Origin of the sequence: Haloarcula amylolytica JCM 13557 (assembly GCF_000336615.1) — an archaeon.
GTDB lineage: Archaea > Halobacteriota > Halobacteria > Halobacteriales > Haloarculaceae > Haloarcula > Haloarcula amylolytica.
In genome coordinates this window covers 14,824-38,655 of the sequence record NZ_AOLW01000016.1, presented here as the reverse complement: position 1 = coordinate 38,655, position 23,832 = coordinate 14,824, and the positions used below count along the sequence as shown (strand labels likewise).

The 23,832-nt window shown below is 65.1% G+C and carries 23 protein-coding genes; 8 read left to right on the top strand and 15 right to left on the bottom strand.

Annotated elements, in window-relative coordinates; genetic code table 11:
• Positions 1 to 11 precede the first annotated feature (11 nt).
• From C442_RS09325 to C442_RS09315, 3 genes are all read right to left on the bottom strand, one after another.
• Complete coding sequence (locus C442_RS09325; protein ID WP_049942916.1) at positions 12 to 1,397, bottom strand: response regulator; 1,386 nt, start codon at positions 1,395 to 1,397, stop codon at positions 12 to 14.
• A gap of 80 nt (positions 1,398 to 1,477) precedes the next feature.
• Positions 1,478 to 2,152 carry a DUF2071 domain-containing protein gene (locus tag C442_RS09320; protein ID WP_008309820.1) on the bottom strand — a complete coding sequence of 225 codons (675 nt, stop codon included), beginning with the start codon at positions 2,150 to 2,152 and terminating at the stop codon, positions 1,478 to 1,480.
• A 21-nt stretch (positions 2,153 to 2,173) separates the two neighbouring features.
• Entirely contained in the window at positions 2,174 to 2,878 is a 705-nt protein-coding gene (locus tag C442_RS09315; RefSeq protein WP_008309819.1) for a YqjF family protein, read from the bottom strand.
• A 118-nt stretch (positions 2,879 to 2,996) separates the two neighbouring features.
• On the opposite strand from C442_RS09315, the gene C442_RS09310 reads away from it, so the two are divergent.
• Positions 2,997 to 3,497, top strand: coding sequence for a macro domain-containing protein (locus tag C442_RS09310; protein ID WP_008309817.1), 501 nt, complete (start codon positions 2,997 to 2,999; stop codon positions 3,495 to 3,497).
• Between the two features lie 7 nt (positions 3,498 to 3,504).
• Here C442_RS09310 and C442_RS09305 read toward each other — a convergent pair whose 3' ends face one another.
• From C442_RS09305 to C442_RS09295, 3 genes are all read right to left on the bottom strand, one after another.
• A complete protein-coding gene (locus C442_RS09305; protein WP_008309814.1) occupies positions 3,505 to 3,795 on the bottom strand; it encodes a hypothetical protein in 291 nt (96 codons plus the stop codon).
• Positions 3,796 to 3,852: 57 nt separating this feature from the next.
• Entirely contained in the window at positions 3,853 to 4,830 is a 978-nt protein-coding gene (locus C442_RS09300) for an aldo/keto reductase (RefSeq protein ID WP_008309812.1), read from the bottom strand.
• Positions 4,831 to 4,900: 70 nt separating this feature from the next.
• The gene (locus C442_RS09295; protein WP_008309810.1) at positions 4,901 to 5,794 is read right to left on the bottom strand and encodes a sulfite exporter TauE/SafE family protein; all 894 of its coding nucleotides are present in this window, start codon (positions 5,792 to 5,794) and stop codon (positions 4,901 to 4,903) included.
• A 103-nt stretch (positions 5,795 to 5,897) separates the two neighbouring features.
• Here C442_RS09295 and C442_RS09290 point away from each other — a divergent pair, with 103 nt between their 5' ends.
• A complete protein-coding gene (locus tag C442_RS09290; protein WP_014040047.1) occupies positions 5,898 to 6,311 on the top strand; it encodes a CopG family ribbon-helix-helix protein in 414 nt (137 codons plus the stop codon).
• Positions 6,312 to 6,334: 23 nt separating this feature from the next.
• Here C442_RS09290 and C442_RS09285 read toward each other — a convergent pair whose 3' ends face one another.
• The 3 genes from C442_RS09285 to C442_RS09275 are packed head-to-tail and all read right to left on the bottom strand — an operon-like array spanning position 6,335 to position 10,193.
• The gene (locus tag C442_RS09285; protein ID WP_008309806.1) at positions 6,335 to 7,423 is read right to left on the bottom strand and encodes an ABC transporter permease; all 1,089 of its coding nucleotides are present in this window, start codon (positions 7,421 to 7,423) and stop codon (positions 6,335 to 6,337) included.
• Positions 7,416 to 9,290: an ABC transporter permease family protein gene (locus tag C442_RS09280; RefSeq protein WP_008309804.1), complete on the bottom strand. Its 1,875-nt coding sequence runs from the start codon at positions 9,288 to 9,290 to the stop codon at positions 7,416 to 7,418. The genes C442_RS09285 and C442_RS09280 overlap by 8 nt, the downstream gene beginning before the upstream one ends.
• Positions 9,291 to 10,193 (bottom strand): ABC transporter ATP-binding protein, encoded by a 903-nt coding sequence (locus C442_RS09275; protein WP_008309802.1) that lies wholly within the window; start codon positions 10,191 to 10,193, stop codon positions 9,291 to 9,293.
• Between the two features lie 60 nt (positions 10,194 to 10,253).
• Here C442_RS09275 and C442_RS09270 point away from each other — a divergent pair, with 60 nt between their 5' ends.
• The gene (locus tag C442_RS09270) at positions 10,254 to 10,685 is read left to right on the top strand and encodes an SRPBCC family protein (protein WP_008309800.1); all 432 of its coding nucleotides are present in this window, start codon (positions 10,254 to 10,256) and stop codon (positions 10,683 to 10,685) included.
• 20 nt (positions 10,686 to 10,705) lie between these two features.
• On the opposite strand, the gene C442_RS09265 is transcribed toward C442_RS09270, so the two are convergent.
• From C442_RS09265 to sucC, 5 genes are all read right to left on the bottom strand, one after another.
• On the bottom strand, positions 10,706 to 11,731 hold the full coding sequence (locus tag C442_RS09265; RefSeq protein WP_008309799.1) for a sensor histidine kinase: 1,026 nt from the start codon (positions 11,729 to 11,731) through the stop codon (positions 10,706 to 10,708).
• A 264-nt stretch (positions 11,732 to 11,995) separates the two neighbouring features.
• Positions 11,996 to 12,232 (bottom strand): hypothetical protein, encoded by a 237-nt coding sequence (locus C442_RS09260; protein WP_004593153.1) that lies wholly within the window; start codon positions 12,230 to 12,232, stop codon positions 11,996 to 11,998.
• Between the two features lie 243 nt (positions 12,233 to 12,475).
• The gene (locus tag C442_RS09255) at positions 12,476 to 13,465 is read right to left on the bottom strand and encodes an ATP-binding response regulator (protein ID WP_008309795.1); all 990 of its coding nucleotides are present in this window, start codon (positions 13,463 to 13,465) and stop codon (positions 12,476 to 12,478) included.
• 354 nt (positions 13,466 to 13,819) lie between these two features.
• Positions 13,820 to 14,692, bottom strand: a complete 873-nt coding sequence (sucD, locus tag C442_RS09250) for a succinate--CoA ligase subunit alpha (RefSeq protein ID WP_008309794.1) — start codon at positions 14,690 to 14,692, stop codon at positions 13,820 to 13,822.
• A complete protein-coding gene (gene sucC, locus C442_RS09245) occupies positions 14,689 to 15,837 on the bottom strand; it encodes an ADP-forming succinate--CoA ligase subunit beta (RefSeq protein WP_008309793.1) in 1,149 nt (382 codons plus the stop codon). Before sucC ends, sucD begins: the two co-directional genes overlap by 4 nt.
• A gap of 228 nt (positions 15,838 to 16,065) precedes the next feature.
• Here sucC and C442_RS09240 point away from each other — a divergent pair, with 228 nt between their 5' ends.
• Entirely contained in the window at positions 16,066 to 16,848 is a 783-nt protein-coding gene (locus C442_RS09240; RefSeq protein ID WP_008309792.1) for an NAD-dependent deacylase, read from the top strand.
• 15 nt (positions 16,849 to 16,863) lie between these two features.
• Here the strand turns inward: C442_RS09240 and C442_RS09235 are convergent, their stop codons facing one another.
• A complete protein-coding gene (locus tag C442_RS09235) occupies positions 16,864 to 17,289 on the bottom strand; it encodes a DUF5793 family protein (protein ID WP_008309791.1) in 426 nt (141 codons plus the stop codon).
• Positions 17,290 to 17,391: 102 nt separating this feature from the next.
• On the opposite strand from C442_RS09235, the gene C442_RS09230 reads away from it, so the two are divergent.
• The 4 genes from C442_RS09230 (at position 17,392) to ligA (ending at position 23,796) form a co-directional block, all read left to right on the top strand.
• The gene (locus C442_RS09230) at positions 17,392 to 17,892 is read left to right on the top strand and encodes a TIGR04206 family protein (protein WP_008309790.1); all 501 of its coding nucleotides are present in this window, start codon (positions 17,392 to 17,394) and stop codon (positions 17,890 to 17,892) included.
• 132 nt (positions 17,893 to 18,024) lie between these two features.
• On the top strand, positions 18,025 to 19,644 hold the full coding sequence (locus tag C442_RS09225; protein ID WP_008309788.1) for a type II/IV secretion system ATPase subunit: 1,620 nt from the start codon (positions 18,025 to 18,027) through the stop codon (positions 19,642 to 19,644).
• Between the two features lies 1 nt (position 19,645).
• A complete protein-coding gene (locus C442_RS09220) occupies positions 19,646 to 22,093 on the top strand; it encodes a type II secretion system F family protein (protein WP_008309787.1) in 2,448 nt (815 codons plus the stop codon).
• A 38-nt stretch (positions 22,094 to 22,131) separates the two neighbouring features.
• Entirely contained in the window at positions 22,132 to 23,796 is a 1,665-nt protein-coding gene (gene ligA / locus C442_RS09215) for an ATP-dependent DNA ligase LigA (protein WP_008309785.1), read from the top strand.
• Positions 23,797 to 23,832 lie beyond the last annotated feature (36 nt).

Below are 23,832 nucleotides of genomic sequence, written 5' to 3'. Positions count from 1 at the left end.
AAAAGTCCGTCTCAGTCGTGTAGTTCGACGTCCGTCACCTCGAAGCGCGCCCCGCCGCTGTCGCTATCAGTCAGTGACACTTCCCAGCCGTGGGCCTCGGCGACCTGTTCGACGATAGCCAGGCCGAACCCGGTTCCGTCCTCCGTCGAAGAGTAGCCCATCTCGAACACGTCGTCGGCGTCTTCCTCGACACCTTCGCCGTTGTCCGCGATGTAGAACCCGTCGTTGGATTCCAGCAGTCCGACCTCGATTTCGACGTCGCCGTCGTTGTGTTCGATTGCGTTTCGAAACAGGTTCGCCAGCAGGTCCTGCACGCGCCCACTGTCGGCGGCGAGTTCCGTGCTCGACTCGACCGACATGGAGGCCTGTTCCGCCTCGATCCAGGTCCACGCAGTCGACGCCAGCGTGGATAGCTCCGTCTCCTTCGGATCACTGACAGTCTGGCCTTGCCGTGCCAGTGTGAGTACGTCCTCGATGATACAGCCCATCCGGTCCAGCGACCGGTCGATCTTGGCGATCAGTTCGGCCTCTTCGCTGTCGGCAGGCTCCCCGAGCAAATCGACCGCGCCCTGCGCGACGTTCAGCGGGTTCCGGAGGTCGTGACTGACGACGCTGGCGAACTCCTCTAACCGCTCGTTCTGGCGCTCCAGTTCGCGCTGGCGTTCGACGCGTTCAGTGATGTCGCGTGAGACCAACTGAAACGTCTCTGCTTTGCGGTGGCTGTCGACGGGGATATACTGGTTGTGGTAATGCCGCCCCCCGACGGCGTCCTCGGATCGTGTCGCAGTACCGTTCTCGACCGCGCTTTTCCCGGCTTCGAGACGCTGGCTGGCCGCCTCGCTGTCCATCACTTCGCTCAGTTGTTGTCCGATGAGCGCATCGGGGTCGGCACCCAGTCTGCGTGCCATCGAGGGATTCACTGAGAGGAGGGTCCCGTCAGTCGTCAGGTGGACGATACCATCCGGCGAATCCGATACGAGCGATTCGAACTTCTTGCGCGTTCGCTCCTGTGAAACGACGTTCTCGATCCGGTTTGCAAGCCGACCGTACTGCTTGTCTTCGACGACTTCGAGCTTCAGGAGGTAGTCGGCGACTCCCGCCGCAATAGCCGCGCTCGCCGTCTCTTCGTCCCCTCGCCCGGTTAGCAGAATGAACGGGATAGACGGGTTTGTCTCCCTGATCTCTTCGAGGAGCTCCAGCCCGTCCATCTCTGGCATTTCGTAGTCACTGACGACGCAGTCGAACCCGCCCCCGTCGAGTCGCTCCAGCGCTTCCGTAGCGCTGTTTGCAGCAACGGACTCGATGCCGTGTTGTTGCGTGAGCGTATCAGCGGTCATCTCCGCGAAAAAATCGCTGTCGTCAACAACAAGCGTTCGTATATTACTTTCAGATGTCATATGGGCGGCAGGGTCCTTGTTCCCCCAACGGCCTGTCCGTACTTATATTTCAAGGGAGCTAGGTTGCCCGCTGGTCCCGGCTAGGGCGGTACCGGTGGGGCAATCGAAACCCGAAGTCCAGGACTGTGATGGACTAACGGCTCTGCCTCACGATCAGATATGTCAACCAGTGGGAGTACTGACCCGGTCACAGTGGCGTCAACGCGGTCGAGTCGCCACGGGTCGTGGCCGACGCTGCCGACGAGATGCGTCCCGAAGCGCCCGGTTGTGAAGTACCGTTGTCGGTCGACGAGGAACGAGGCCAGTGAGTCCGGTGGAATCGCCACTGGCTCACCGCCAGCCGTGTACCGGCACTCGAACAGTCGCCGCTCCCCGGCGTCGAGGACCCGGCGACGGTCGGCCGTTGAGAGCGTTCGCGGGGTAGCGTCACCGACTGTGATGCGAAACAGCTCCGAAACCGCCGTCGTTGTCCGCCTGTCGTCACCGAACAGCGCCAGCACGCAGACCCCGCGCTGACCGGTCGGCCCGCGGACGTAGGTCCGAACCGTGAGCAACTCCGACGGCCCGGCGACCTCGATACCGAACGTCTCGACGCGGTCGACGGTCGCCGCAACGGCCGACACCCAGGCGTCGCCGTCGGCCGTCTCGACGGTGAGCCAGTCGGGGACTGCCGCCTGCACCGCTGCCTCGGAGACCGGCCAGTGACAGAAGCAAACGTCGTCGAGCGTGACCTGCAGCGGACGGAGGGCGACCACACCCTCACTGGGGCCGACACGCTAATCAGTGTACTGGGCGACCCCGTCGAGCCGGTGGAGTCGCCCCGCAGTCACCGGGATCTCGGCGCAGTAGTGGACGAGCGGCTCGCCGTCGGGACTGTCGAACCCCGATGCGGCGAAGAGCCCGTTCGTCCGGATATCCGCTCGTCCCGTCTGAAGCGGCCACGGCTCGTGGTCGATGTCGGCGTAGTACACCGTCCCGTCGTCGCTCGCGGCGTAGAAGCGGTACCGTTCCACGAGGAACGACTCCACCGAGCCCGGTTCGGGCGTCGACGGCGGCTCAGTCGGCTCGTAGGTGGCGTGGAAATCCGCCGGCGGTGCGCGCGAACTGGTCCGGCTACTCCGGAACTCGACGCTGTCGCCGTCGGTCCGGACCCGCATCGATGCCCGGTAGTACGACAACTGGAACAGCCGCCGGGCCAGCGTGACGCTGAGGCGGTCGTCGGCGTCCAGGTTGTAGAAGTACACCCCCGGCGTCCCGTCGGCGACCACGTAGGTCCGGAGGTTCAGTTCGCCGAAGGACCGCCCGATGGGGCTGCCTCGCGGTCTGATGTCCGCCATCTGGAACGGGACCACACTGAGCCACGCCTGCCCGTCGTACGTGTCGACGGCGAGCCCGTCCGGCAGCGTCGACTGGACGATGTCGGGCTCGACCGGCCAGTGCATGAACCCCACGTCCCGCCACGTCATCGTCAGCAGGTCCATATCTGGTAGTAAGGGCCAAGCAGGTTTCTGCCTGGCGTGGGACGCGGTGACAGTTCACTACCATACGCTCGGTCGCTTCGGCGCTAAAACTTTGACCGTTCCACCCCCAGCATCGCGCATGGAGTTCGAGGTAATCCAGGGCGACATCGCTGCACAGTCGGCGGACGCACTGGTCAACGCGGCGAACACGAGCCTGCAGATGGGGTCCGGTGTCGCCGGGGCGCTCAAGCGGGCGGCCGGGTCGGGGCTGAACGACGAGGCCGTCGCGAAGGGGCCGGTCGACCTCGGCGGTGTCGCGACGACCGACGCCTACGACCTCGACGCCGAGTACGTCATCCACGCCGCCGCGATGCCGCCGGCCGGCCAGTCGACCGCCGAGAGCATCCGCGCCGCAACCCGGAACGCACTGGCAGAAGCGGACGCGCTGGACTGTGAGTCGCTGGTCCTGCCGGCCATCGGCTGTGGTATCGCCGGATTCGACTTCGAGGAGGGTATCCGAATCATCTGCGAGGAGACCAGCGACTTCCAGCCCGACTCCCTGACAGACGTGCGACTCATCGCCTACTCCGACGACGACTTCAAAGGGATGCAACGAGTCGCGGCTGGCGTTCGCGACTAGCGGTCTGTCACAGCAGGTGTACGCGCCCGGCGCGCCACTCCCAGGCGACTTCCAGTGCGATCCAGCAGACGAGCCAGACCGCGGCGAAACTGAACACCAGCCACGTCGACCCGAGATACGACGGGCCGGCGGTGGCCTGGAGCCAGGGGTAGGCCTGCACGCCGATGACGAGCGTCGCGACGAGCCCCAGTATCCCGGTCACGTAGTGTTCGACCGCGTTACCTATCGAGCAGACGCAGGCGTCACTGCCCGCCGTCTCCTCGAGTGTCTCGCTGCTCGGCCCCCGAGCATTGGTCATTGTTACCTGTCCTCAAACTAGTGCTTCATCACACAGCGGGTTAACCGTTTCGGCGGCTCACTCGTGGCCAGACACCCGAACTGGTTCGTACGGGTCTTCCAGCCACTCCACGTCGCTCGCAGAGAGGTCGATTTCGAGCGCCGCGACCGCTTCTTCGAGGTGTTCGAGGCTACTCGTCCCGATAATCGGCGCGTCGACCCACTCCTTGTCGAGCACCCAGGCCAGCGCGATCTGTGCCATCGAGGCGTCGTACTCGTTGGCCAGTTCCTGTACGCGCTCGTTGACCTCGCGGCCGTTACCCTCGAAGTAGGGGTGCTCGCGGGCGTAATCGTCCGTCTCGCCCCGGACCGTCTCCTCGACCTGCTCGTGCGGGCGGGTGAGATAGCCCCGGGCCAGCGGGCTCCACGGCATCACGCCGACGTTCTCCTTCTCGCACAGCGGGAGCATCTCGCGTTCCTCCTCGCGGTACAGCAGGTTGTAGTGGTTCTGCATCGTCTCGAACCGCTCCAATCCTTCGCGCTCGCTCATCCGGAGAGAGTCAGCGAACTGGTGGGCCCACATCGACGACGCGCCGACGTAGCGCGCCTGTCCCCGCCGGACGGCGTCATCCAGCGCCCGGAGCGTCTGTTCGATTGGGGTGTCATAGTCCCAGCGGTGTATCTGGTAGAGGTCGACGGTGTCCATGCCGAGCCGGGAAAGCGAGTTCGACAGCTCCTGCTCGATGGCTTTCCGCGAGAGCCCCCCGGAGTTGGGGTCGTCCTCGTCCATCTGGAAGTACCCCTTCGTCGCCACGACCTGGCTGTCGCGGTCGTAGTCGTCGAGGACAGTCCCGAGGACGCGCTCGGACTCGCCCATCGAGTACATGTTGGCCGAATCGAAGAAGTTGATGCCGAGGTCGATGGCCCGCTCGATGACCTCGCGGCTCTCCGCTTCGTCGAGCACCCAGTCGCGCCATTCCGAGGTTCCGAAGCTCATACAGCCCAGACAGAGCCGGCTGACCTCCATACCAGTCGACCCGAGTGTCGTGTACTCCATGTTCCCCACCCCGGGCGCTCCGAGCAAAAAGGATGGGGCGAGCGGCCGGACCGCGGTGAGAAACCGTCCGTCAGAGCACGCCAGCCACGAACCCCAGACCCATCGTGACGAGCACGACGGCGGAGACCAACGGGAGGTAGGGCGTATACCGTTCGACGGCGGCCTCGTGGTGCTGGTAGCCGGCGACGAGCGCCATCGTCAGGCCGACGAGCGCGACGACGACCGTGACCGCGTAGGCGCTCATCAGTTCGAGACAGTACGGCGAGCCGGCACAGAGGGCGATAATCTCGAACTCTTCCTCGTGGGCGAACCCCAGCAGGAAGGCGAACCAGGCGATGCCGAACAGCCCCCGGTCGGCGGCATCGTCCAGACCATCGTGCGCGTGGGAGTGGCCGCCGACGAGCGGGAGTCTGCCGAACACCCGCGGCCATAGGCCGCCGCTGTCGCCGTCGCTGCCGGTCCCGTGAGAGTGGTCACTGCCGCGGGGATGCTGGTGCTGGTGTTGGTGGGCACGCGTTTCAGAGTGAGTGTGGTCGTGTTCGGCCGGCGCTCCACCGTCGTGGTTCTCCGCCGTCCCGCCCTGTCCGGGGTCTCCTGTCGACCCACCATGCCCGTGGTCGTGGCCGTACCGATACTCACGGATGCCAAGCACGATAAGCAGACAGCCGGCCACGATGCTCACCGGCCCGCCGATGTGGACGCCAGCGGCCAGTTCCAGCGGCTCGTTGGCCTGCGTGAGGTCGAAGTAGGCCTTGGCGTAGAAGAACGCGAACACCATCGCGATGCTGCTGACGAGGTGGCCGACGCCCAGCAGGAGGCTCGCCGCGAAGCCGGACAGCCACGCGTTGGACTGGTCGAGGGCGTAGGACGCGGCGACCGGCCAGCCGTGGCCCGGTTCGAGCCCGTGAACCGCGCCGAGGGCGATTGCCCCGAGAAACAGGCCGAGTGCCTCGCTGTATGCCATCGATGTACCACACCGACGCTACGGTCCTGCCTAAGGGTTGTTACTACGGAATCGAGGGCTGCGTAATACGGGGACCTTTGTGGCCGGCGACGGCAATCCGGGTATGCGAACGAGCGTCAACATCCCCGAAGGCCTTCTCGCGGAGTTCGACCGCGTCTGGCGCGAACAGGACCTGGAAAACCGCTCGCGGGCGGTGCGAGAGGCTATGGAGGAGTACGTCGAGCGACACTCACGGCTCGCGGCGATGGACGGCGACGTGGTAGCGCTGGTCGGGTTCGACTACCGCCACGCCGACGTGATTCGGGACCTCCACGCCGTCCAGCACACGTTTCAGGACGTGATTCTCAACACCAGTCACACCCATCAGGGCGAGTGGTGTCTCGAATCGCTGTTCTGTCGCGGCCCGGCCGAGCGGGTCCGGGACCTCACCTATCGGCTACGGGACTTCGACGCCGTCCGCCGAGTGAAGGTGATGGTCATCCGCGACGAGGCGGCGGAGCCACACGGCCACGGGTAACGCCTGCTCTTCTTCCCTCCGTTCTACAGCGCTTCCGCGGCGATGCGGCCGATGTACACCCTTGCGGCAGCGTAGCCAGCGACCGCCACCAGCACTGCGCCACCGACGTGGCCGTAGGTCAGCAAGGTCGGGCTGTCGACCGCAAGCTTCGCCACCGTGGTCGCCGGGTGTTCCGGGAGGAGCACGGCCCCGCCGAACAGCACGAGAGTGAGCACGGAGAACAGCAACTGCGCCGGGCGACGGTTCTGGAGCGTGATGCCCAGCACGACCCCGAGCGTCACGACGACGACGGTGACGGCAGTGATGAACAGCAGAATCGCCGCCGGGTTCGAGACGGCGATGCCGTTCGTGGACAGCAATCCGAGCCACAGTAGCACCTGCGCAGGAGCGAGTAACACCATGCCCAGGGCCTTCCCGTCGATGATGTCGAGCAGCGACACCGGGGCCACGCGGAGCAGTTCCATCGTCCCGCGTTCGATTTCCTCGGTGACGGTGTCGACGGCTACTGAGCCGCTGATGAACGGCGGGAGGAACAGGAGCAGCGGAATCAGAATGGTGTAGGTGAACCCGAAGTACTGGCTCGCGCTGACAGTGTCCGGGAGCGGCACGGGCGGCTTATCGAGATACGGCGTCCGCTCCAGGCGCTCCTGGCGCTCCAGCCCGCTGAGGACCCGGCGCACTTCGACGACGATGAGCGTCGACCGGATGCTCCCCTCCGGCACGACAGCGGTGACCGCTATCTGCTCCCCTGGCCCGCGCGTCGACGGGACGTAGTCGCCGCGCAGTATCGCGTCCACCCGGCGCTGATTGAACGCCCGCTGTGCGGCGGTCTCGTTCTCGAAGGCGGTGACGCTGGTCCCATCTTGTTCAGCGGCCGCGGCCTCCAGTTCCTCGCGGGCGTCACCGGTGACGGCCATCTCCACCTCACCGGCCGCGACCGAGCTGGGGTCGTACAGCGACGTGAGGCCGACGACGAGGAACGAGGAGAACCCCGCGACGAACAGCTGAATGAGCAGCGCCAGCACGATGGTCTTCTCGCGGGACAGCGACCGGATGTCCCGCCGGGCCACGACGACCCGCGGGTCGCGCCAGATGGGGCGGTCGTCAGACAAGGGTGCTCACCACCGCGAAGTTGTAGGCGAAGTGGATGACGATAGCCAGCACCAATCCACCGAGATAGGCCCGTCGCCCGCGGCTCGCGCCCACCGACGAGATGGCCGCTGTCACCGTGTGCAGTGCCAGCGGGAGCAGGAACAGCAACCCAGCAACCCACAGCGGCAGGCCGGCAGGCAACGTCGCGCCCTGCAGGGCGGCTTCCCCGATGGGCAGGCTTTCGAGGTCGGAGAGCCTGGCGATAAGCAGGCCTTTCTCTCCGATGAAGAAGCCGAGCCCGGAGAGCGCGCCGATGCCGAGCGCCGACCGGAGCGTCCGCTCGTAGCGGGCGTGCTCGTAGCCGGCGTAGACGTGCAGGCTCTTTGCCAGTTCCTCGACGACGACGATGACGCCGAGTACGAGCACGATGCCGAGCGACTGGTTCGTGCCGAAGACGTTCAGCGACACCGAATCGAGGACGAACAGGAACGCGATGGCTGCCAGTTCGGCGACGATGACCAGCGGCAGCAGAATGATACTCATCTTTAGCGCGCTCCGGCGGGAGTTGATGCCACCGGCCAGCGCGTCCAGCACCTTCAGCGGAATCGGTCGCTGGGTGAACATATCCTCTTCCCGGTACAGACCGGCTCCCAGACCGAACAGCACCAGCCCGGTCAGCAGCGGCGGCGTCACCGAGAACACGAACGACGAGAGCCCGACCGACTGGCCGGTCAGGTCGAGCACGACCAGCGTCAGCGGCGAGATGAGCGCAATCGGCGTCACGTCGGTGAAGATGGCCGGGACGAACGCGTACGAGGTCAGTGTCACCGTTATCGTCACCGTCACGAAGGTGAGTTCCTTGAACGAGCGGGCGAACATCGCCCCGCAGAACGTCGCCGAGAGGAACAGAACGACGAGCGGGACCACCGCCAGCACCGCGACGTAGCTCCCCGCCGGCGCGATGTTCCCGAACCGCAGCGCCGCGGTGATGAGCGCCGCTACGCCGACAGCACCCACGAAGTACGGCAGCGTCTTCCCGCCGATAATGTCCCCCCGCGAGGCGGGCGTCACCAGCAGGAGTTCGCCGCGGCGGTTCAGCCGTTCGGAGAGCATCGACGAGCCGTAGGCCTGGATAACGAAGTTCATCGGGACGATGTAGAGGAAGGCGAGCACGAGCGACTCGAAGGGGAACGGCGGCGAGATGTCCGAGGGGGTGCCACCCTGCACGTCGCCGGTCAATCGCGCGCCGATAGCGCCGAGGTTCGCACCGCTGCCACCGGCGGTTCCGCCGTCACCGCTGCTGCTCGTGGCTGAGCCGCCAGTGCCGCCCGTGTCCGACCCGTCACCGCTGCCGCCGGTACTTGTCCCACTGCCGTCCGCAGAACCCGACCCGTCACTGCTGTCGCCGCCTCGGGGGTCGAGCTGGCTGCTCCCCGACTGTTGCTCGTAGACGAGCGTCACAGAAACGGGGAACGCGGCGGTCTGGTTGTCGTCCCGAGCGAGTGTCCGGTCGTTGTACTGCGCCGTACTGTCGCGGAGTTCGGCCAGCGCCGCTCGCTCTTTGGCCGTCCGTGGAACGCTCTGGAGCTGGCTTCCCCGATACAGGAGTTCCTGCTGGCGTCGCTCGATGGCGGTGGGGTCAGGCTCACGGATGTCGAACGTCCGGTCGTCGGCCGCGACGCCGTAGTAGGGACTGCTCTCGTCGACGCCGATACGGTAGATGCCGTCGTCCATGCCCGCACCGGTACCGCCGCTGACGGCTATCGCGGCGACCGCGCCCATCGCAACGAGCGACAGCGCCATCACGACGATAGTCCGCTTGTCGACACCGCCAGCGTTTTTCGTCACCTCCCACTTCGCGACGCGCAGGAGCTTGTCGGGTTGCATCTACTCCGCGTCCTCCTCGACGTACCGCGTGCCGCGGGTCCCGGCCTCGGCGACGTTGAGGAACACCTCCTCCAGGCTGGACTCCTCCGTCCGTATGTCGACCACGTCGCCGCCCCGGTTCTCGGCCTGCCTGCGTGTCGTTTCGACTGCCTCCATGCTCTCGACGACGCGCTCGTAGGTGCCGTTTTCCTTGGCTGCGCCAGGCACGTCGACGGTGGTGTAGACGTGATACCGCGTGTGGCCGTACTCGGCCTGAAGCTGTTCGAGGTCGCCGCGGGCGACGATTTCGCCCTCGTTCATGATGACGACCCGGTCACAGATAGATTCGACGTGAAAGAGATTGTGTGCAGAGAAAACGATGGTCTTACCCTCTTTCGCCAACTGCTCGGTGAACTCGATGACGTAGTTCGTCGTCAGCGGGTCCAGCCCCGATGCCGGCTCGTCGTAGATGAGCACGTCGGGGTCGTTGATGAGCGAGCGGGCGATGGCGACTTTCCGTTTCATCCCCTTGGACATGTCGCCGAGCTTCCGGTCGCGGTGTTCGAGTTCGAGTTCGTCCAGCGTGTCGTGCATCCGCTCTTCCGCCACGTCCGGGTCCACGTCGTAGAGGTCCGCGAAGAACTTCAGATAGGATATCGGTGTCATCTCCTCGTACAGCGGCGATTCCTCGGGCAGAAAGCCCAGCTGCTGGCGCATCTCCGCGGTTTCTGTGTCGAGCCCCGCTATCTCGGCGGAGCCGCTCGTCGGCTCTAACAGGCCCGCCAGCATCTTCAGCGTCGTCGTCTTGCCGGCCCCGTTCGGCCCGATGATACCGAACACCTCGCCGCGGTCGACCGAAAACGAACTGCCCTGTACAGCGACGAAACCGCCGTACTCCTTCCGAATGTCCCGGGCGTCAATCATCTGGCGATTGATTGTGAGTGAACCAACCTATACCTTGGCTCCGGCCTATTGCTTCTGATAATGGCACTCGAACTCGGCACGAACAGTGTTTCGATCGAGAAAACACCGGACGGGCGACGGCTGATCGTCCGCCACGACGTCGATGCGTCGGTCGACACCGTGTGGGATGTCCTGACCGACACCGACTGCTGGTCAGACTGGGGGCCGTCGGTCACAGCCGTCGAGACAGACACCCGATACATCGATGACGGGACGACCGGCCGCGTTCGCGCTGCTGGCGTGGTGTGGCTCCCGTTTGAAGTGACGGCGTGTGCGCCGTATCGCTGGACGTGGAACGTCGCTCGGCTCCCCGCAACAGGTCACTTCGCCGAGGAACGGGCTGCCGGCTCCGTCGTTGGGTTCGAGATTCCGCCGCTGGCGACTGGCTACGCTCCGGTGTGTGCCCGAGCGTGCCAGCACGTCGCTGCTATCGCACGGCGACGCGAGGCGTAGGCAGCGACCGCGTCGACCCGTCAGGGCTGTATCGGCGTCTTCGAGCGCGTGTAGGTGTCTTTCTCGGAGCTATCCGTTCTCGTGATGTCCGTAATCTCGAAGCGTGTCCCGCCCCCGTCGCTTTCGGTCACGTCGATGTCCCAGCCGTGGGCTTCGACGATGCGCTGGACGATTGCCAGCCCCAGCCCGCCTTCGCCGTCCGTGGTGGTGTAGCCGTCGTCGAGCACCGCATCACGCTTTTCGGGCGGGATTCCGGAGCCGTCATCGGCGACGTAAAACCCACCAGATATCTCGCCGACACGAATCGTCAGGTCAGCACTGCCACGTTCGATGGCGTCGTCGGACTTCGCTTGAGCGCTCGTGGACCCGTGTTCCACACTGTTCCGAAACAGGTTCTCGAACAGGTGACGGAGCCGATCCGGGTCGGCGTCGATGACGGCTGTCACTTCGTTTTCGAGCGTCGCGTCCATCGTCGGCACGGCCTCCCAGCAGCTATCGACCAGTTCTGCCAGATCAACGGCCTCCGTATCGCTGATGACGTGTCCGCTTCGAGCCAGCGTCAGCGTCCGGTCGATGAGCGTTTCCATTCGGTCCATCGCTGTCGCAGCCGTCTCCAGCTGTTCCGAGTCGCGGTCCATTCGTTCGAGTTCCAGCTGACCAGATGCGACGTTGAGCGGGTTCCGGAGGTCGTGTGCCACGACGGCCGCGAACTCGTCGAGGCGTTCGTTGCGCTGCTCGATGGCCTCCCGATGGAGTCGCTGTCGCTCGGCCTCGACGGCTCGGGATATCGCGCGCGCTTCGAAGATTCCCATCATGAGGCCACCGAAGCCGCCGACGATAGCCGCAAACAGCGCCCAGCCGATGTCCTCACTTAGCGACCCCGTTGGCCAGGTTAGAATCATCGCCACATTCAACAGCAGAAAAGAAACTAGCCCCCCAGCGAACCAGACCCCGATACGCCGGTAGTGGTCCGGATCGATCTCCGAGTTACTGAGCCAGAACCCGCCGACGATGATCGCCGCTGCAAACGGAACGATTGCCAGCATACTGACCACGAAATCAGCAGTAACAAGCGCTGATAAGCCGGAATCAGAGAAATAAAAATAGTTAGCGACGCCTCCGAGGAGGAGCAGCCACCCGACTCCCTGAATAAGGGCTGGCAGGCGATCTGAGCGGCGATCTGGGTCTGTCACTTCCGCATCGATTTGTTAGACGTGCATTTACATCTGCTGGCCAGCGGAACAGGTGTGCGGCGTATTTCCCAGCATTATCGTCGGTGTTACTGTCGGCTCGGCCTGTTTTCCTGCCAGCTACTGTTTGGTTACGCGTGCGTCCGATACTTTGTGGATGTCGTCGTCGATCCCGGTGCCGTCACAGTCGTCATTCGGACATCGATAGTGCCAGCCGTCTTCCGTTGCCGCTCGCTCGGTAAACCGGTCGCCACATTCGTCGCAGTAGAGCTGCCCGTCCGAACATGTGTCGCGGTGGAGTTCGAGTTCGAGTTCTGTGCCGAAGGTCCGCTTGCAGTTCCGACAAATATGAGGCATATTCGAAACTACAGATTCATCCCTTATAGCGATACCGGAACGTTCACGGCCGCTTCTTTCCGTTGACGGAAGGTTCAGGTCGGCCGCCGTCCGTCGGTTTTCGGCACCACATACATCTCATATCTTGGACAGTAATGGTTGTCAGGGCCGAATAGCTATCGACATATCTCGGCAACAGCCAGTTCGGGACCAGCCCAGCCGCCGTCTTCCAGATACCGACAGCGATTGTGGGTGAGAAAACCGCTAGGCTGTCGTCACGTCGATCCGCGTGCCGCCGGATTCGCCGCTCCCGACCGATACCGTCCACCCGTGGGCGCGCGCCGCAGTGTCGACGAGGAACAGTCCGTATCCCTCCCCCTCCCGCGTCGTCCCGAAGCCCTGGTCGAACACTTCGTCGCGGTCCGCTTCGGGAATCCCCGGGCCGTCGTCGGCCACGTAGAACCCGGACTCGGTGGCACCGATGGTGACGGTTACGGGTCCCTCGCTGTGTGTGACCGCGTTGTCGAACAGTTCGCGGAGGAGCAACTGCAGTCGGTCGTTTTCGGCGTCGACAGACGCGTCAGTCACCACTTCCAGCGTCGCATTCTCGTAGCTCTCTGCGGCCCAGACCTCAGTGGCTACGTCAGAAAGCGAGAGCGAGTCCGTTTCCGAGACGGGACACGCTGTGCTCCCGATGCGCGAGAGGTCGGTGAGCAGCGTCTCGACTCGGCGAACGGACCGATGCAATGCGTCTTCGTGGGGCTCACCGATGTCGAGTAGCTCTAACCGGCCCATAACGACGTTCAGCGGGTTCTTCGCGTCGTGAGAGACGCCGCTCGATATGTCGTCCCACTGTACGGCACCGACCCGCCAGTCGGTCGGCCACCGGGTCGCGTACGCTTCGAGTTTCGCGGCCAGCAGGGATGCCGGCGTCTCCGCGGTCACGTAATCGGTGACGCCGGCCCGGAGCGCCTCGGTGACCCGGTCAGGTTCGGGGTCGGTCGCGACGAGCACAATCGGAATCTCGGCCCCGGCCGCTCGCAGTTCCTCGAACACCGCTATACCGTCGTCGCCGTCATCGCTGACGACGACACCCCTGACGTCCCCATCACTCAGCCGGTCCTGTACGACGCTCGTGTCTCGGACTGCCTCGGCTGTTGCCCCGTCCGTTGGCAGCGCCTCGGAGAGAGCTGCAGCTAGGTCTGTCGCTTCGGTACCGGCTACGAGATAGGCGGTCCCACGAGCAGGCGTCATGCCCCGGCACTACGAAAACGGGCGACAAGAAACCGACGGTGCCCTACAGCAGGTCTTCGACGTGGTCGGCGACTTCTTCCGGTGTGTCACCGACCGGGACACCGATAGACTCACTCCGTTCCACGGCTCGCTTCGCTCGCCGCGTCACATCGAGATCTCCCATCGGTCGATCTCGCTCCGTTCGTCTATCGAGCCCTCGCTCGCTCCGCATCACGGCTCACTGCGTTCGCCGTATCGCGTCGAGGTCTCCCGCTGGTCGTCCTCGACTCGCTCGCGAGGACGCCGTTGTCCGTCCGCACAAACCTATTCGAACTGATCAGAAAAAGTGTCCGGCGAAAGCCGCCTAAATCTGCCCTACAGCAGGTCTTCGACGTGGTCGGCGACTTCTTCCGGTGTGTCACCGACCGGGACGCCGTTGTCCTCTAGCGCGGTGATCTTCGACTGCGCGGTCCCGGTGCCGGAGCCGGAGACGATAGCGCCGGCGTGGCCCATCCGCTTTCCGGGCGGCGCGGTCCGACCGGCGATGAAACCGGCGACCGGCGTGTCCATGTGCTCGCCGATGTAGCGAGCGGCCTCTTCCTCGTCCTCGCCGCCGATTTCGCCACACATGACGACGGCGTGGGTGTCGGGATCGGCCTCGAACTGTTCGAGCGCGCCGATGAAGTCCGTCCCGATGATCGGGTCGCCGCCGATACCGATGGCCGTCGACTGGCCGATGCCGCGGTTGGTGAGGTTGTCGACGACCTGGTAGGTCAGCGTCCCCGAGCGGGAGACGAGACCGACGTTCCCGGACGAGAAGATGTTCCCCGGGAGGATGCCGAGCTTGGCGACGCCGGGCGTGATGACGCCGGGGCAGTTCGGACCGACGAGGTGCGTGTCGGTCTCCTGCAGCTTGCGGTAGACCCGAGACATGTCCTGTGTCGGAATACCCTCGGTGATGGCGACGACGAGGTCGATGCCCTTCGCATCCAGCGCCTCGAAACAGGCGTCGGCCGCGAACGCGGGCGGTACGAACACGACGGCGGCGTTCGCGTCGGCCTCGCGGGCCGCGCCCTGCACGGTGTCGAACACCGGCACGCCGGCGACCTCCTGACCGCCCTTGCCGGGCACTGCGCCGGCGACGACGTTCGTGCCGTACTCAAGCATCTGTTCGGTGTGGAACTTCCCTTCTCCGCCGGTGATTCCCTGTACAACGACGCGTGTGTCTTCGTCGACTAGAACACTCATGCTTCCACCTCCTTTGCGTACTCGACCGCACGCTGAACGGCGTCCTCCAGCGTGTGCTCGACCGTGACCAGGTCCTCGTTCAGAATCTCCATCCCCTCCTCGGCGTTGGTCCCTGCGAGTCGGACGGTGACCGGCTTCGGAATCTCGTCGAACTGCTCCAGCGCCTGGTTGATGCCGTTGGCGACCTCGTCGCCGCGGGTGATACCGCCGAAGATGTTGAACACGACCGAGTCGACGTTCTCGTCGGAGAACACCATATCGAGCGCGTTCGCGATGCGGTCGGCCTTCGCGCCGCCACCCACGTCGAGGAAGTTGGCGGGCTCGCCGCCGTAGTAATCCACGAGGTCGAGCGTCGTCATCACGAGGCCCGCACCGTTGCCGATGATGCCGACGTTGCCGTCCAGTCGGACGTAGTCGAAGCCGTACTCGTCGGCCTTCTGTTCGAGTTCGTCGCCCTCCGCAGCCTCCTCGCCCATCTCGGCGATCTCGGGCTGGCGGAACAGGGCGTCGCCGTCGATGTTCATGACGGCGTCGGCCGCGATGACCTCGTTGTCGGCCGTAATCATCAGCGGGTTAATCTCCGTGTCCGCGCCGTCGCGGTCATCCCAGAGCTGGTACAGCGTCGTGAGGACGCTCGCCACGTCGTTTGCGACCTCGCGGTCGACGCCGGCCTCGTAGACGACCTTCCGGGCCTGGAACGGGTGCATTCCGAAGGCGGGGTCGATGTGCTCTCGGGCGATGGCGTCGGGGTCCTCTTCGGCGACCTCCTCGATGTTGACGCCGCCCTTGGTGGAGACCATGGCGACCGGGCGACCCTCGTTGCGGTCCATCGTCACGCCCACGTACAGCTCGTTGACGAAGTCCACGGCTTCCTCGACGAGCACCTTCGAGACGTGGTAGCCCTTGAGGTCCATCCCGATGATGTCCTCGGCAGCTTCGCGAGCCTCTTCCTTGGACTCGACGAGCTTGATGCCGCCGGCCTTGCCGCGGCCGCCGACGTGTACCTGTGCCTTGATGGCGACCGGATATCCGATTTCCTCGGCCGCGTCGACGGCCTCGTCCACTGTCTCGGCCAGCTGCGAGGCGGGCGTCGGGATGCCCGCGTCAGCGAAGACTTGCTTCGCCTGGTATTCGTGCAAGCGCATGTCATGCAGAAAGCCGAGCGGTGGCGATTTAAATCCGTCCGTTTCTCTTCCTGCGACCACGCGGAATCCGCCCCAGTTTTCTGTGGGTGGGGATAGCGATTCAGGGGCCCACTGCGGCGTGATACGATTGGTTCGTGGGGGTCGGGACGTCAAAGCGGCGTCAACAACTGACTTCACTGTCCGAGTCACATCCGATAGACCCACAGCGCCACACTGCGAAGCGAGCGTATGGCCGACGACAGGCACGGGACCGACGACGTCGACGACGAGACGCTGGATGCTGTGGCCGAGGCGCTTCGCACCGCCGAAACTGGCGTCGCCCTCACCGGCGCGGGCGTCTCGACGGCGTCGGGCATCCCCTCCTTTCGCGGCGACGACGGTATCTGGGAGCGCCACGACCCGGCGGACTTCCACCGCCGGCGACTCGACGCCGACCCGGCAGGCTTCTGGGCGGACCGAATATCGCTTCGGGAGTCTATCTACGGCGATGTAGACCCCGAACCCAACGCCGCCCACGAGGCGCTGGCGGGGCTCGAATCAGCGGGCCATCTCGACGCCGTGCTCACGCAGAACATCGACGGACTGCACGACGCCGCCGGCACAGACCGGGTCATCGAACTGCACGGAACCCACCGGCGCGTGGTCTGTGACGACTGCGGTCACCGTCGAGACGCCGACGCGGTGTTCGAGCGGGCCGCCACAGAGAGCGACCTGCCGCCGCGCTGTGACTGCGGCGGCGTCTACCGCCCGGACGTCGTGCTGTTCGGCGAAGCCATGCCCGACGTGGCGATGGACGAAGCACAGCGTCTCGCCCGAGACAGCGACGTGTTTCTGGCCGTGGGGTCGTCGCTGTCGGTACAGCCCGCGTCATTGCTTCCGAAAATCGCTGCAGAGGCGGGCAGCACGCTGGTCGTGATAAACTACGAGGAGACGCCGCGTGACGCGAGTGCGGCGCACGTCCTTCGTGCGGATGTCACGCATGTCCTTCCGGCGATTGTCGAACGGGTGTAACAGCGCGGAGGCGGTCTACAGCTCGACGCCGCCGGGAATCAGGCTCTGCCCGCGCAGGAGGCTCCCGTCGGGGTCGTAGACGAGTAGCGTCCCCAGCTCGTAGGTCCGTGACTCGCCGTCGCCGTCGGTGAGACGGACTGTAAACTGTGGGTCTTCTTGGGCGTCCGCCGCGGACACGAGCGCGTCGATGTCCGCTGTCGGTGCTGTTGCCTCGAAGACGTACTCGCCGGTGAGGCGGTTCGTCAGCGAGAGCACGCCGTCGCTTTCGGGTTGTCGGCGGAAGGTCACGTCGATATCCTCGCCATCGAGTGTACCGCCGTCTACTTTGGTGAGGCGCTCGCGGAGCTCTCCTGTCGGCCCATCGTATACGATCGCGATCGTCGGGTCGTCGTTGTCGGTGGCCGAAGCCTGGATGTCGACGGTGAAGTAATCACGCCTCATTCCGGTGTTTACCGGTACGTGGCCCGGCCAAATGAACGTAACGGCGCACCGACTGTCGGTATCGGTAGCTTTTACCGGACCGGCCCACCCTCTGACAGTAGTATGGCATGGGTGAAATCAGAGTACGCGGGCGAGTTCGCGGTGCTTGCGACGTGGCTCGTGGGGTTGTCCCCGTGGTCGGTGTCGCTGTTCGAGATTGATGGGGTTACTGTCATCGGGCTCCGGTTTCTCCCCTTTCGGTTCCAGTTCATCTTCGGTGCGACGCTCCCCGGAGAGCGGCCGTTTCTCTGGGCCTGGCAGGTCGCCGCGTTCCAGGAGTCGGACCCGCTTGCGCTCGCCGGGACCCTCGGGTTCGCGGCCCTGGCCGTCTTCCTGTTCCCGCTCGGACTCAGTCTCTACTACTACGCCGCTGAGGACCGTGTTGAAGCTACCTTCCCCGTGGACCCGGTTCGCCTGTTTGGCGGCTTGCTCGGACTCGTCGGCGTTCTTACGCTTGCGGCCAGCGGGCTGTTCATCACGGCCTTTCCCGGCATCACCGTCCCCATCGGGTCACTTGTCGCACTCGTGTTCGCCTATCTCCTGTTGACCGTCGACCGAGCCTGACGGGCAGTGCCGTCCCGTTCGTCCGACCGCTGGCGATTATACTCCTGATAATTTGGCGAGCGAATTTAAGTAGGTGGATACGATAGCAGAGGTATATTCCGCGGAGCACCGTGTGCTCCCCACCGAACCACGATGTCGAACCCAGAATCTCCCGACCCCGGTGACTTCGTTTCGGACCCGCTCGGCCACATCCAGTCGTGGCTCTCGCGGACCGCAACGGTGCTGAGCGGGTCAGCGGTCCCGACGGCGAACTACGACCCCAGCCGCCACGGGTCACTGGTCGAGTTCGACGGCCTGGACGGCTACAACGAGGTCGACCGCTACTGGCTGAACGCGCCCTTCGCCTTCGCCTCCATCAATCACGACCCGGAGCGTGACGAACACCTGTACCACGTTGTTGAGCCGTCACTGACCAACATCGAGCGGGAACTGCTCGACCGCCTGTTCGAGGACATCCGCATCCCGCTCATCTACCGCGACGACGTCGACAGCGACCCGGAGCGCGTTCTCGCCGAGGAACTCGAAGCCAGGCTAGAGGAGTACGGCGTCGTCATCGAACCGGAGACGTTCTACCGGCTGTTTTACTACTTGCATCGCTCCTTCCAGGGCTACGGCCACATCGACCCCCTGATGCACGACCCGGACATCGAGGACATCTCCTGTGACGGGGCGAACCTCCCCATCTTCGTCTACCACGACGGGTACACGGACATCGAGACGAACATCGTCTACGACGCCGACGAACTGAACGACTTCGTCATCCAACTGGCCCAGCGCTCGGGTCGGCACGTCTCCGTCTCGGACCCCGTCGTCTCGACGACGCTCCCGGACGGCTCGCGTATCGAACTGGCGCTCGGCGAGGAAGTGACCCCGCGCGGCTCCGCGTTCACCATCCGGAAATACGCCGACGAACCGTTCACGCCGATTGAACTGCTGGAGTACGGCACGTTCTCCGTCGAGATGCTCGCTTACCTCTGGCTGGCTATCGAGTCCAACAAGTCGCTCATCTTCGCCGGCGGGACCGCCGCCGGTAAGACCACGTCGATGAACGCGCTGGCGATGTTCCTCCCGCCCCGGTCGAAGGTGCTCTCAATCGAGGACACCCGCGAGCTGTCCCTGTACCACGACAACTGGCTCTCCTCGGTCACCCGCGAGCGGTTGGACGATTCGGACATCACGATGTACGACCTGCTGCGGTCCGCGCTCCGGCACCGCCCCGAGTACATCATCGTCGGCGAGGTCCGCGGCGAGGAGGCGATTACGCTGTTCCAGGCGATGAACACCGGTCACACGACGTTCTCAACGATGCACGCGGACTCGGTCCAGACCGTCATCAACCGGCTTGAGAACGAGCCGATCAACGTCCCGCGGCCGATGGTCCAGAGCCTCGACATCCTCTGTGTGCAGGTGCTGGCCCGCTCCGGTGACGAGCGCGTCCGCCGTGCGAAAACGCTCGCCGAGATCGAGGGCATCGACCAGCGGACCGGCGAACTGGACTACTCGACGACGTACAACTGGCGGGCCACCGAGGACCGCTTCTCCGAGAACAACAGCGAGCTACTGGACGAAATCCGCGAGGAACGCGGCTGGACGCAGTCGGAGCTGCTGACCGAACTCCGAAACCGCCAGCGGTTCCTCCGCTATCTCCAGTCCGAAGGCATCACCGACTACCGGAAGTTCACGGCGATGGTCAACAAGTACTACGCGGACAAGCAACAGGTCATGGCGAACATCGACGATGCGATAGCCTGACATGGCGCTGAACCCGCTCGGTCTGGCTCCGCTCGCCGTCGTCGTCGGGATTCTCGGGCTTATCGGCTACAGCTCCGTCAACGAGCGCTTCGACCGCAACGTCACGCGGCTGTCCCGACGGCTCTTCGGTCGGTACGTGGGCGAATCGCCCAAACGCGAACGACAGCTCGAAGCCGCCTACATCGACGAGACCTATCGCGGGTACGCCGCCAGAACGCTGGTGTACGCCTGTGTAGGGGCCGTCGCCGGCGCTATCACCGGCGCGTACGCCATCGGCGGCTTTCTGTTGGTGCTGCCGGTGCTGGTGAACCTCGCACAGGGGCTTCCCTCGACGATGGTGAACGCCTTCGGCCTGCGAACGTTCGAACTCGTCCTGACACCGACTCAGACCCTCTACATACTCATCGGCGGCGGTGTGCTATCGGGCGCAGCGACGGCCGGACTCACGTACCTCTACCGCTGGGAGCGGCTCAAGAATCAGGCGGACGTGCGGAGTCGGAACATCGACGAGGGGATGGCCCGCACTATCGCCTTCATGTACGCGCTGTCCCGCGGTGGGATGTCCTTCCCGGACGTGATGCGTGTGCTGGCCCGCAATCAGGAAATCTACGGCGACACGGCGAAGGAGGTCGGCGTCGCCGTCAGGGAGATGGACCTGTTCGGCCGGGACATGATCTCGGCGCTCGAACACGTCTCCCGGCGGACACCCAGTGAGCAGTTCAAGACCTTCACCGAGAACCTCTCCAGCGTCCTCCAGAGCGGCCAGTCGCTGGCCCCGTTCCTCCGCGAGCAGTACGAGCGCCATCAGGAAGAGGCCGCCGAGCGTCAGGAGGACTTGCTCGAACGGCTGGCCACCGTCGCCGAGGCGTACGTCACCGTATTCGTCGCCGCCGTGCTCTTCCTGATGACGATTCTGCTCGTCTTCGGCCTGACGACGACGGACACGCTCTGGCTGTTGCAGTTGATGGCGTATCTCGTCATCCCGCTGGCCAATGTCGGGTTCATGGTGTATCTCGATAGCAAGCTCCAGTCGCTGGGCATCGGGAACGGCGGGACGACGACTATCCTGAACAAGTACGAGACGGCGACGCTGGGGAAACCCAGCCTGAGGGCCGGCCGTCTCGGCCTGCCCGACGGCGGCGTCGTCCCGGCCGACGAGGCGAACTGGCTCCGACTCCGGTTCTACGACCGCGTCAAGTCGCTGCGGGAGCTGCTCAGCTCCCCGATTCAGTCGCTGGTCTGGAACCCCGTGTACGTCCTCTACCTCGCCGTGCCAATCGCCGTGGTGCTGCTGCTCGTCCGCGCCCCGACAGCGTTTCAGGCGTCGACGGTCAACGTCCGTCTCCTCGACGACCTCGTCATCCAGTCAGTGCTGCTGATTCTGGGGCCGTTCGCGCTGGTGCGGTTCATTTACACCCAGCGGCTATCCCGCATTGAGGACGCGACGCCGGACCTGCTCGAACGGCTGGCAAGCCTGAACGAGGCCGGGATGACCGTCGTGGAGAGCCTCCGCCGGGTCCGCGGCAGTGACATCGGTGTGCTCACCCAGGAGATGCACCGCATCTGGGCCGACATCAGGATGGGTGCGAACGTCGACGACGCGCTCGTCCGGTTCGGCCGCCGGGTCCAGACCACGGCCGTCACGCGGATCGTGACGCTGCTGACCCACGCGATGCACGCCTCGGGCCAGCTCGGGCCGGTGTTCCGCATCGCGGCCACCCAGTCGCGGGCGGACCTCCGGCTGAAGCGCCGGCGACGCCAGCAGATGCTCACCTACCTCGTCGTCATCTACGTCGCCTTCCTGGTGTTTCTGGTCATTATCGTCGCTGTCCAGGAGGTGCTCGTCCCGAGTTTGCCCTCCAGCGTGCCGACGCCGGCCGGGGAGTCGAACCGACTGGGCGTCAACGTCGACCAGTTCGCCCGCTTCGGGCGCGTGGACAAAGCCGCGTACACGCTCGTGTTCTTCCACACCGCCCTCATTCAGGCCGTCCTCACAGGCTTCATTGGCGGCCAACTCGGTGAGGGAACGCTCAAGGACGGCGCGAAACACGCCGCAATTTTGCTGGGTGTGGCGTACGTCGCGTTCATCCTGCTGTCCTCACCGGTCGCGTCGATGACGGTCACCAGCCCCGCTGTTTCCGGCGACCAGATAACGGTCGAATCGGCGTCGCTGTCAGAGGGAGGGTTCATCGTTGTCCGCGAGTTCGAGGAAGACGGCCGGGTGCTCGGGACCTCCGAGTACCTCTCTTCGGGGTCCCACAGCGACGTACAGATAACGCTTGACAGACCGCCGTCGACCGGGCAGTCACTCGTGCTCGTCGCCCATCAGGACACCAACGGGAACCAGCAACTCGACTACCCCTTCGGCGACAATTCGGGATCGCCGGACCGACCATACTCGTCGTCGACGGCCGGCGAGAACGTCACCGTCGAACACACGGTCGAGTGACGCTGGATTTACGGTGCCCAATCGGGTAGGAGGCGCTGATGGAGTTCGCCGCCTTCGCCGACCGGGCCGAAACAATCGAAGCCGAGAGCGCCGACACCGCGATAGCTGAGGCAGTGACCGACCTGTTCACAGATGCGAGGCCGGACCTGCCAACGCTCACCCGCTTCGTCCAGGGACGGGTGTTTCCGGCCTACGAGTCCCGCACGCTCGATATCGGGCCGCGGCTCTGCTACGAGGCGATTGCCCGGGCGGCCGGCCAGAATGTCAGCGCTGACGACGTAGAGCAGCGCCTCGCCGACATGGGCGAAATAGGGGCTGTCGCGGCCAGCTACGACCTCGGCGGCCAGCGGGGACTCGCCGCGTTCGGAGCAGGCGGGAGCGGGAGCGACGCACTGACCGTCGCCGAACTCGACGAGACGCTCCGGGACCTGGCGGCCGTCGACGGCAGCGGGAGCCAGGGGACGAAAGTCGACATCCTTTTTGGCCTGTTCTCGCGGTGTTCGCCGGCCGAAGCCAGCTACCTCGCACGGCTCGTCCTCTCGGAGATGCGCATCGGCGTCGGCGAGGGGACGGTCCGGGACGCCGTCGCGGCGGCCTTCGACGTGCCGGTCGCGGCCGTCGAACGGGCCGTGCAGGTGTCGAACGACTACGGCATGGTCGCCGAAGTGGCCCGCGACGAGGGCGAGTCCGGACTGGCCACTATCACGCTCGAAATCGGTCGGCCCGTGCAGGCGATGCTGGCGCAGGCGGGCACAGTCGCCGGCGCACTGGACGACTGGGACCGCGCCGCGGTCGAGTGGAAGTACGACGGTGCTCGCGTACAGATCCACTTCGACGGCGAGGACGCCCGGCTGTTCTCCCGGAACATGGAGGAAGTCACGGACCCGCTTCCGGAAGTCGTCGACACTGTCGAGTCGACGCTGGACGCGCCGGCGATTCTCGACGGCGAGGTGGTCGCGGTCGCCGCGGACGGCGACCCGCTCCCGTTCCAGGAGGTGCTGCGGCGCTTCCGCCGGAAGCACGACGTGGCCGCGGCCCGCGAGGACGTGGCCGTCCGCCTGCACGCGTTCGACTGCCTGCACGCCGACGGCGAGGACCTGCTCGATGCCCCGCTGGAGACGCGCCACGACCGCCTCGAATCGCTCTTCCCTGCCGGGAGAGATGTCGTCTCACAGATGTGGCTGTCCGACGACCCCGACGAGATCGCGGACCTGGAGGCAGAAGCCCTCGCCGCCGGACAGGAGGGAATCATGCTGAAAGACCCGACAGCGGCGTATTCGCCCGGAAAGCGGGGCAAGCACTGGCGCAAGCGCAAGCCCGACGTGGAGACGCTGGATTGTGTTGTCACCGGCGCGGAGTGGGGCGAGGGCCGCCGGGCGAACGTCCTTGGCTCGTTCGAACTCTCCGTGCGGACCGACGACGGTTACGCCACCGTCGGTAACGTTGCCACGGGTATCACCGACGAGGAACTGGACGACCTCACCGAGCGCTTCGAACCGCACATCCGGAGCGAGGACGGCCGCGACGTGGTGCTCGACCCAGCAATCGTGTTCGAGGTCGGCTACGAGGAGATTCAGGCCTCCCAGTCCTACGATTCGGGCTATGCGCTCCGGTTCCCGCGGTTCCTCTCCGTCCGCGAGGACAAGACGCCTGACAGCGCCGACTCGCTGGGGCGCGTCGAGCGGCTGGCGGCGTCACAGTAACGCCGCCGGTGCTGGTCCGCGACGGACCGACACGCG

Excerpts from the sequence above, each read along its gene's own strand:
- C442_RS09325 (WP_049942916.1), bottom strand. The coding sequence starts at position 1,397 with ATGACATCTGAAAGTAATATACGAACGCTTGTTGTTGACGACAGCGAT.
- C442_RS09315 (WP_008309819.1), bottom strand. The coding sequence starts at position 2,878 with ATGGACCTGCTGACGATGACGTGGCGGGACGTGGGGTTCATGCACTGG.
- C442_RS09310 (WP_008309817.1), top strand. The coding sequence starts at position 2,997 with ATGGAGTTCGAGGTAATCCAGGGCGACATCGCTGCACAGTCGGCGGAC.
- C442_RS09305 (WP_008309814.1), bottom strand. The coding sequence starts at position 3,795 with ATGACCAATGCTCGGGGGCCGAGCAGCGAGACACTCGAGGAGACGGCG.
- C442_RS09300 (WP_008309812.1), bottom strand. The coding sequence starts at position 4,830 with ATGGAGTACACGACACTCGGGTCGACTGGTATGGAGGTCAGCCGGCTC.
- C442_RS09295 (WP_008309810.1), bottom strand. The coding sequence starts at position 5,794 with ATGGCATACAGCGAGGCACTCGGCCTGTTTCTCGGGGCAATCGCCCTC.
- C442_RS09290 (WP_014040047.1), top strand. The coding sequence starts at position 5,898 with ATGCGAACGAGCGTCAACATCCCCGAAGGCCTTCTCGCGGAGTTCGAC.
- C442_RS09280 (WP_008309804.1), bottom strand. The coding sequence starts at position 9,290 with ATGCAACCCGACAAGCTCCTGCGCGTCGCGAAGTGGGAGGTGACGAAA.
- C442_RS09275 (WP_008309802.1), bottom strand. The coding sequence starts at position 10,193 with ATGATTGACGCCCGGGACATTCGGAAGGAGTACGGCGGTTTCGTCGCT.
- C442_RS09270 (WP_008309800.1), top strand. The coding sequence starts at position 10,254 with ATGGCACTCGAACTCGGCACGAACAGTGTTTCGATCGAGAAAACACCG.
- C442_RS09265 (WP_008309799.1), bottom strand. The coding sequence starts at position 11,731 with ATGCTGGCAATCGTTCCGTTTGCAGCGGCGATCATCGTCGGCGGGTTC.
- C442_RS09260 (WP_004593153.1), bottom strand. The coding sequence starts at position 12,232 with ATGCCTCATATTTGTCGGAACTGCAAGCGGACCTTCGGCACAGAACTC.
- C442_RS09255 (WP_008309795.1), bottom strand. The coding sequence starts at position 13,465 with ATGACGCCTGCTCGTGGGACCGCCTATCTCGTAGCCGGTACCGAAGCG.
- sucD (WP_008309794.1), bottom strand. The coding sequence starts at position 14,692 with ATGAGTGTTCTAGTCGACGAAGACACACGCGTCGTTGTACAGGGAATC.
- sucC (WP_008309793.1), bottom strand. The coding sequence starts at position 15,837 with ATGCGCTTGCACGAATACCAGGCGAAGCAAGTCTTCGCTGACGCGGGC.
- C442_RS09240 (WP_008309792.1), top strand. The coding sequence starts at position 16,066 with ATGGCCGACGACAGGCACGGGACCGACGACGTCGACGACGAGACGCTG.
- C442_RS09235 (WP_008309791.1), bottom strand. The coding sequence starts at position 17,289 with ATGAGGCGTGATTACTTCACCGTCGACATCCAGGCTTCGGCCACCGAC.
- C442_RS09230 (WP_008309790.1), top strand. The coding sequence starts at position 17,392 with ATGGCATGGGTGAAATCAGAGTACGCGGGCGAGTTCGCGGTGCTTGCG.
- C442_RS09225 (WP_008309788.1), top strand. The coding sequence starts at position 18,025 with ATGTCGAACCCAGAATCTCCCGACCCCGGTGACTTCGTTTCGGACCCG.
- C442_RS09220 (WP_008309787.1), top strand. The coding sequence starts at position 19,646 with ATGGCGCTGAACCCGCTCGGTCTGGCTCCGCTCGCCGTCGTCGTCGGG.
- ligA (WP_008309785.1), top strand. The coding sequence starts at position 22,132 with ATGGAGTTCGCCGCCTTCGCCGACCGGGCCGAAACAATCGAAGCCGAG.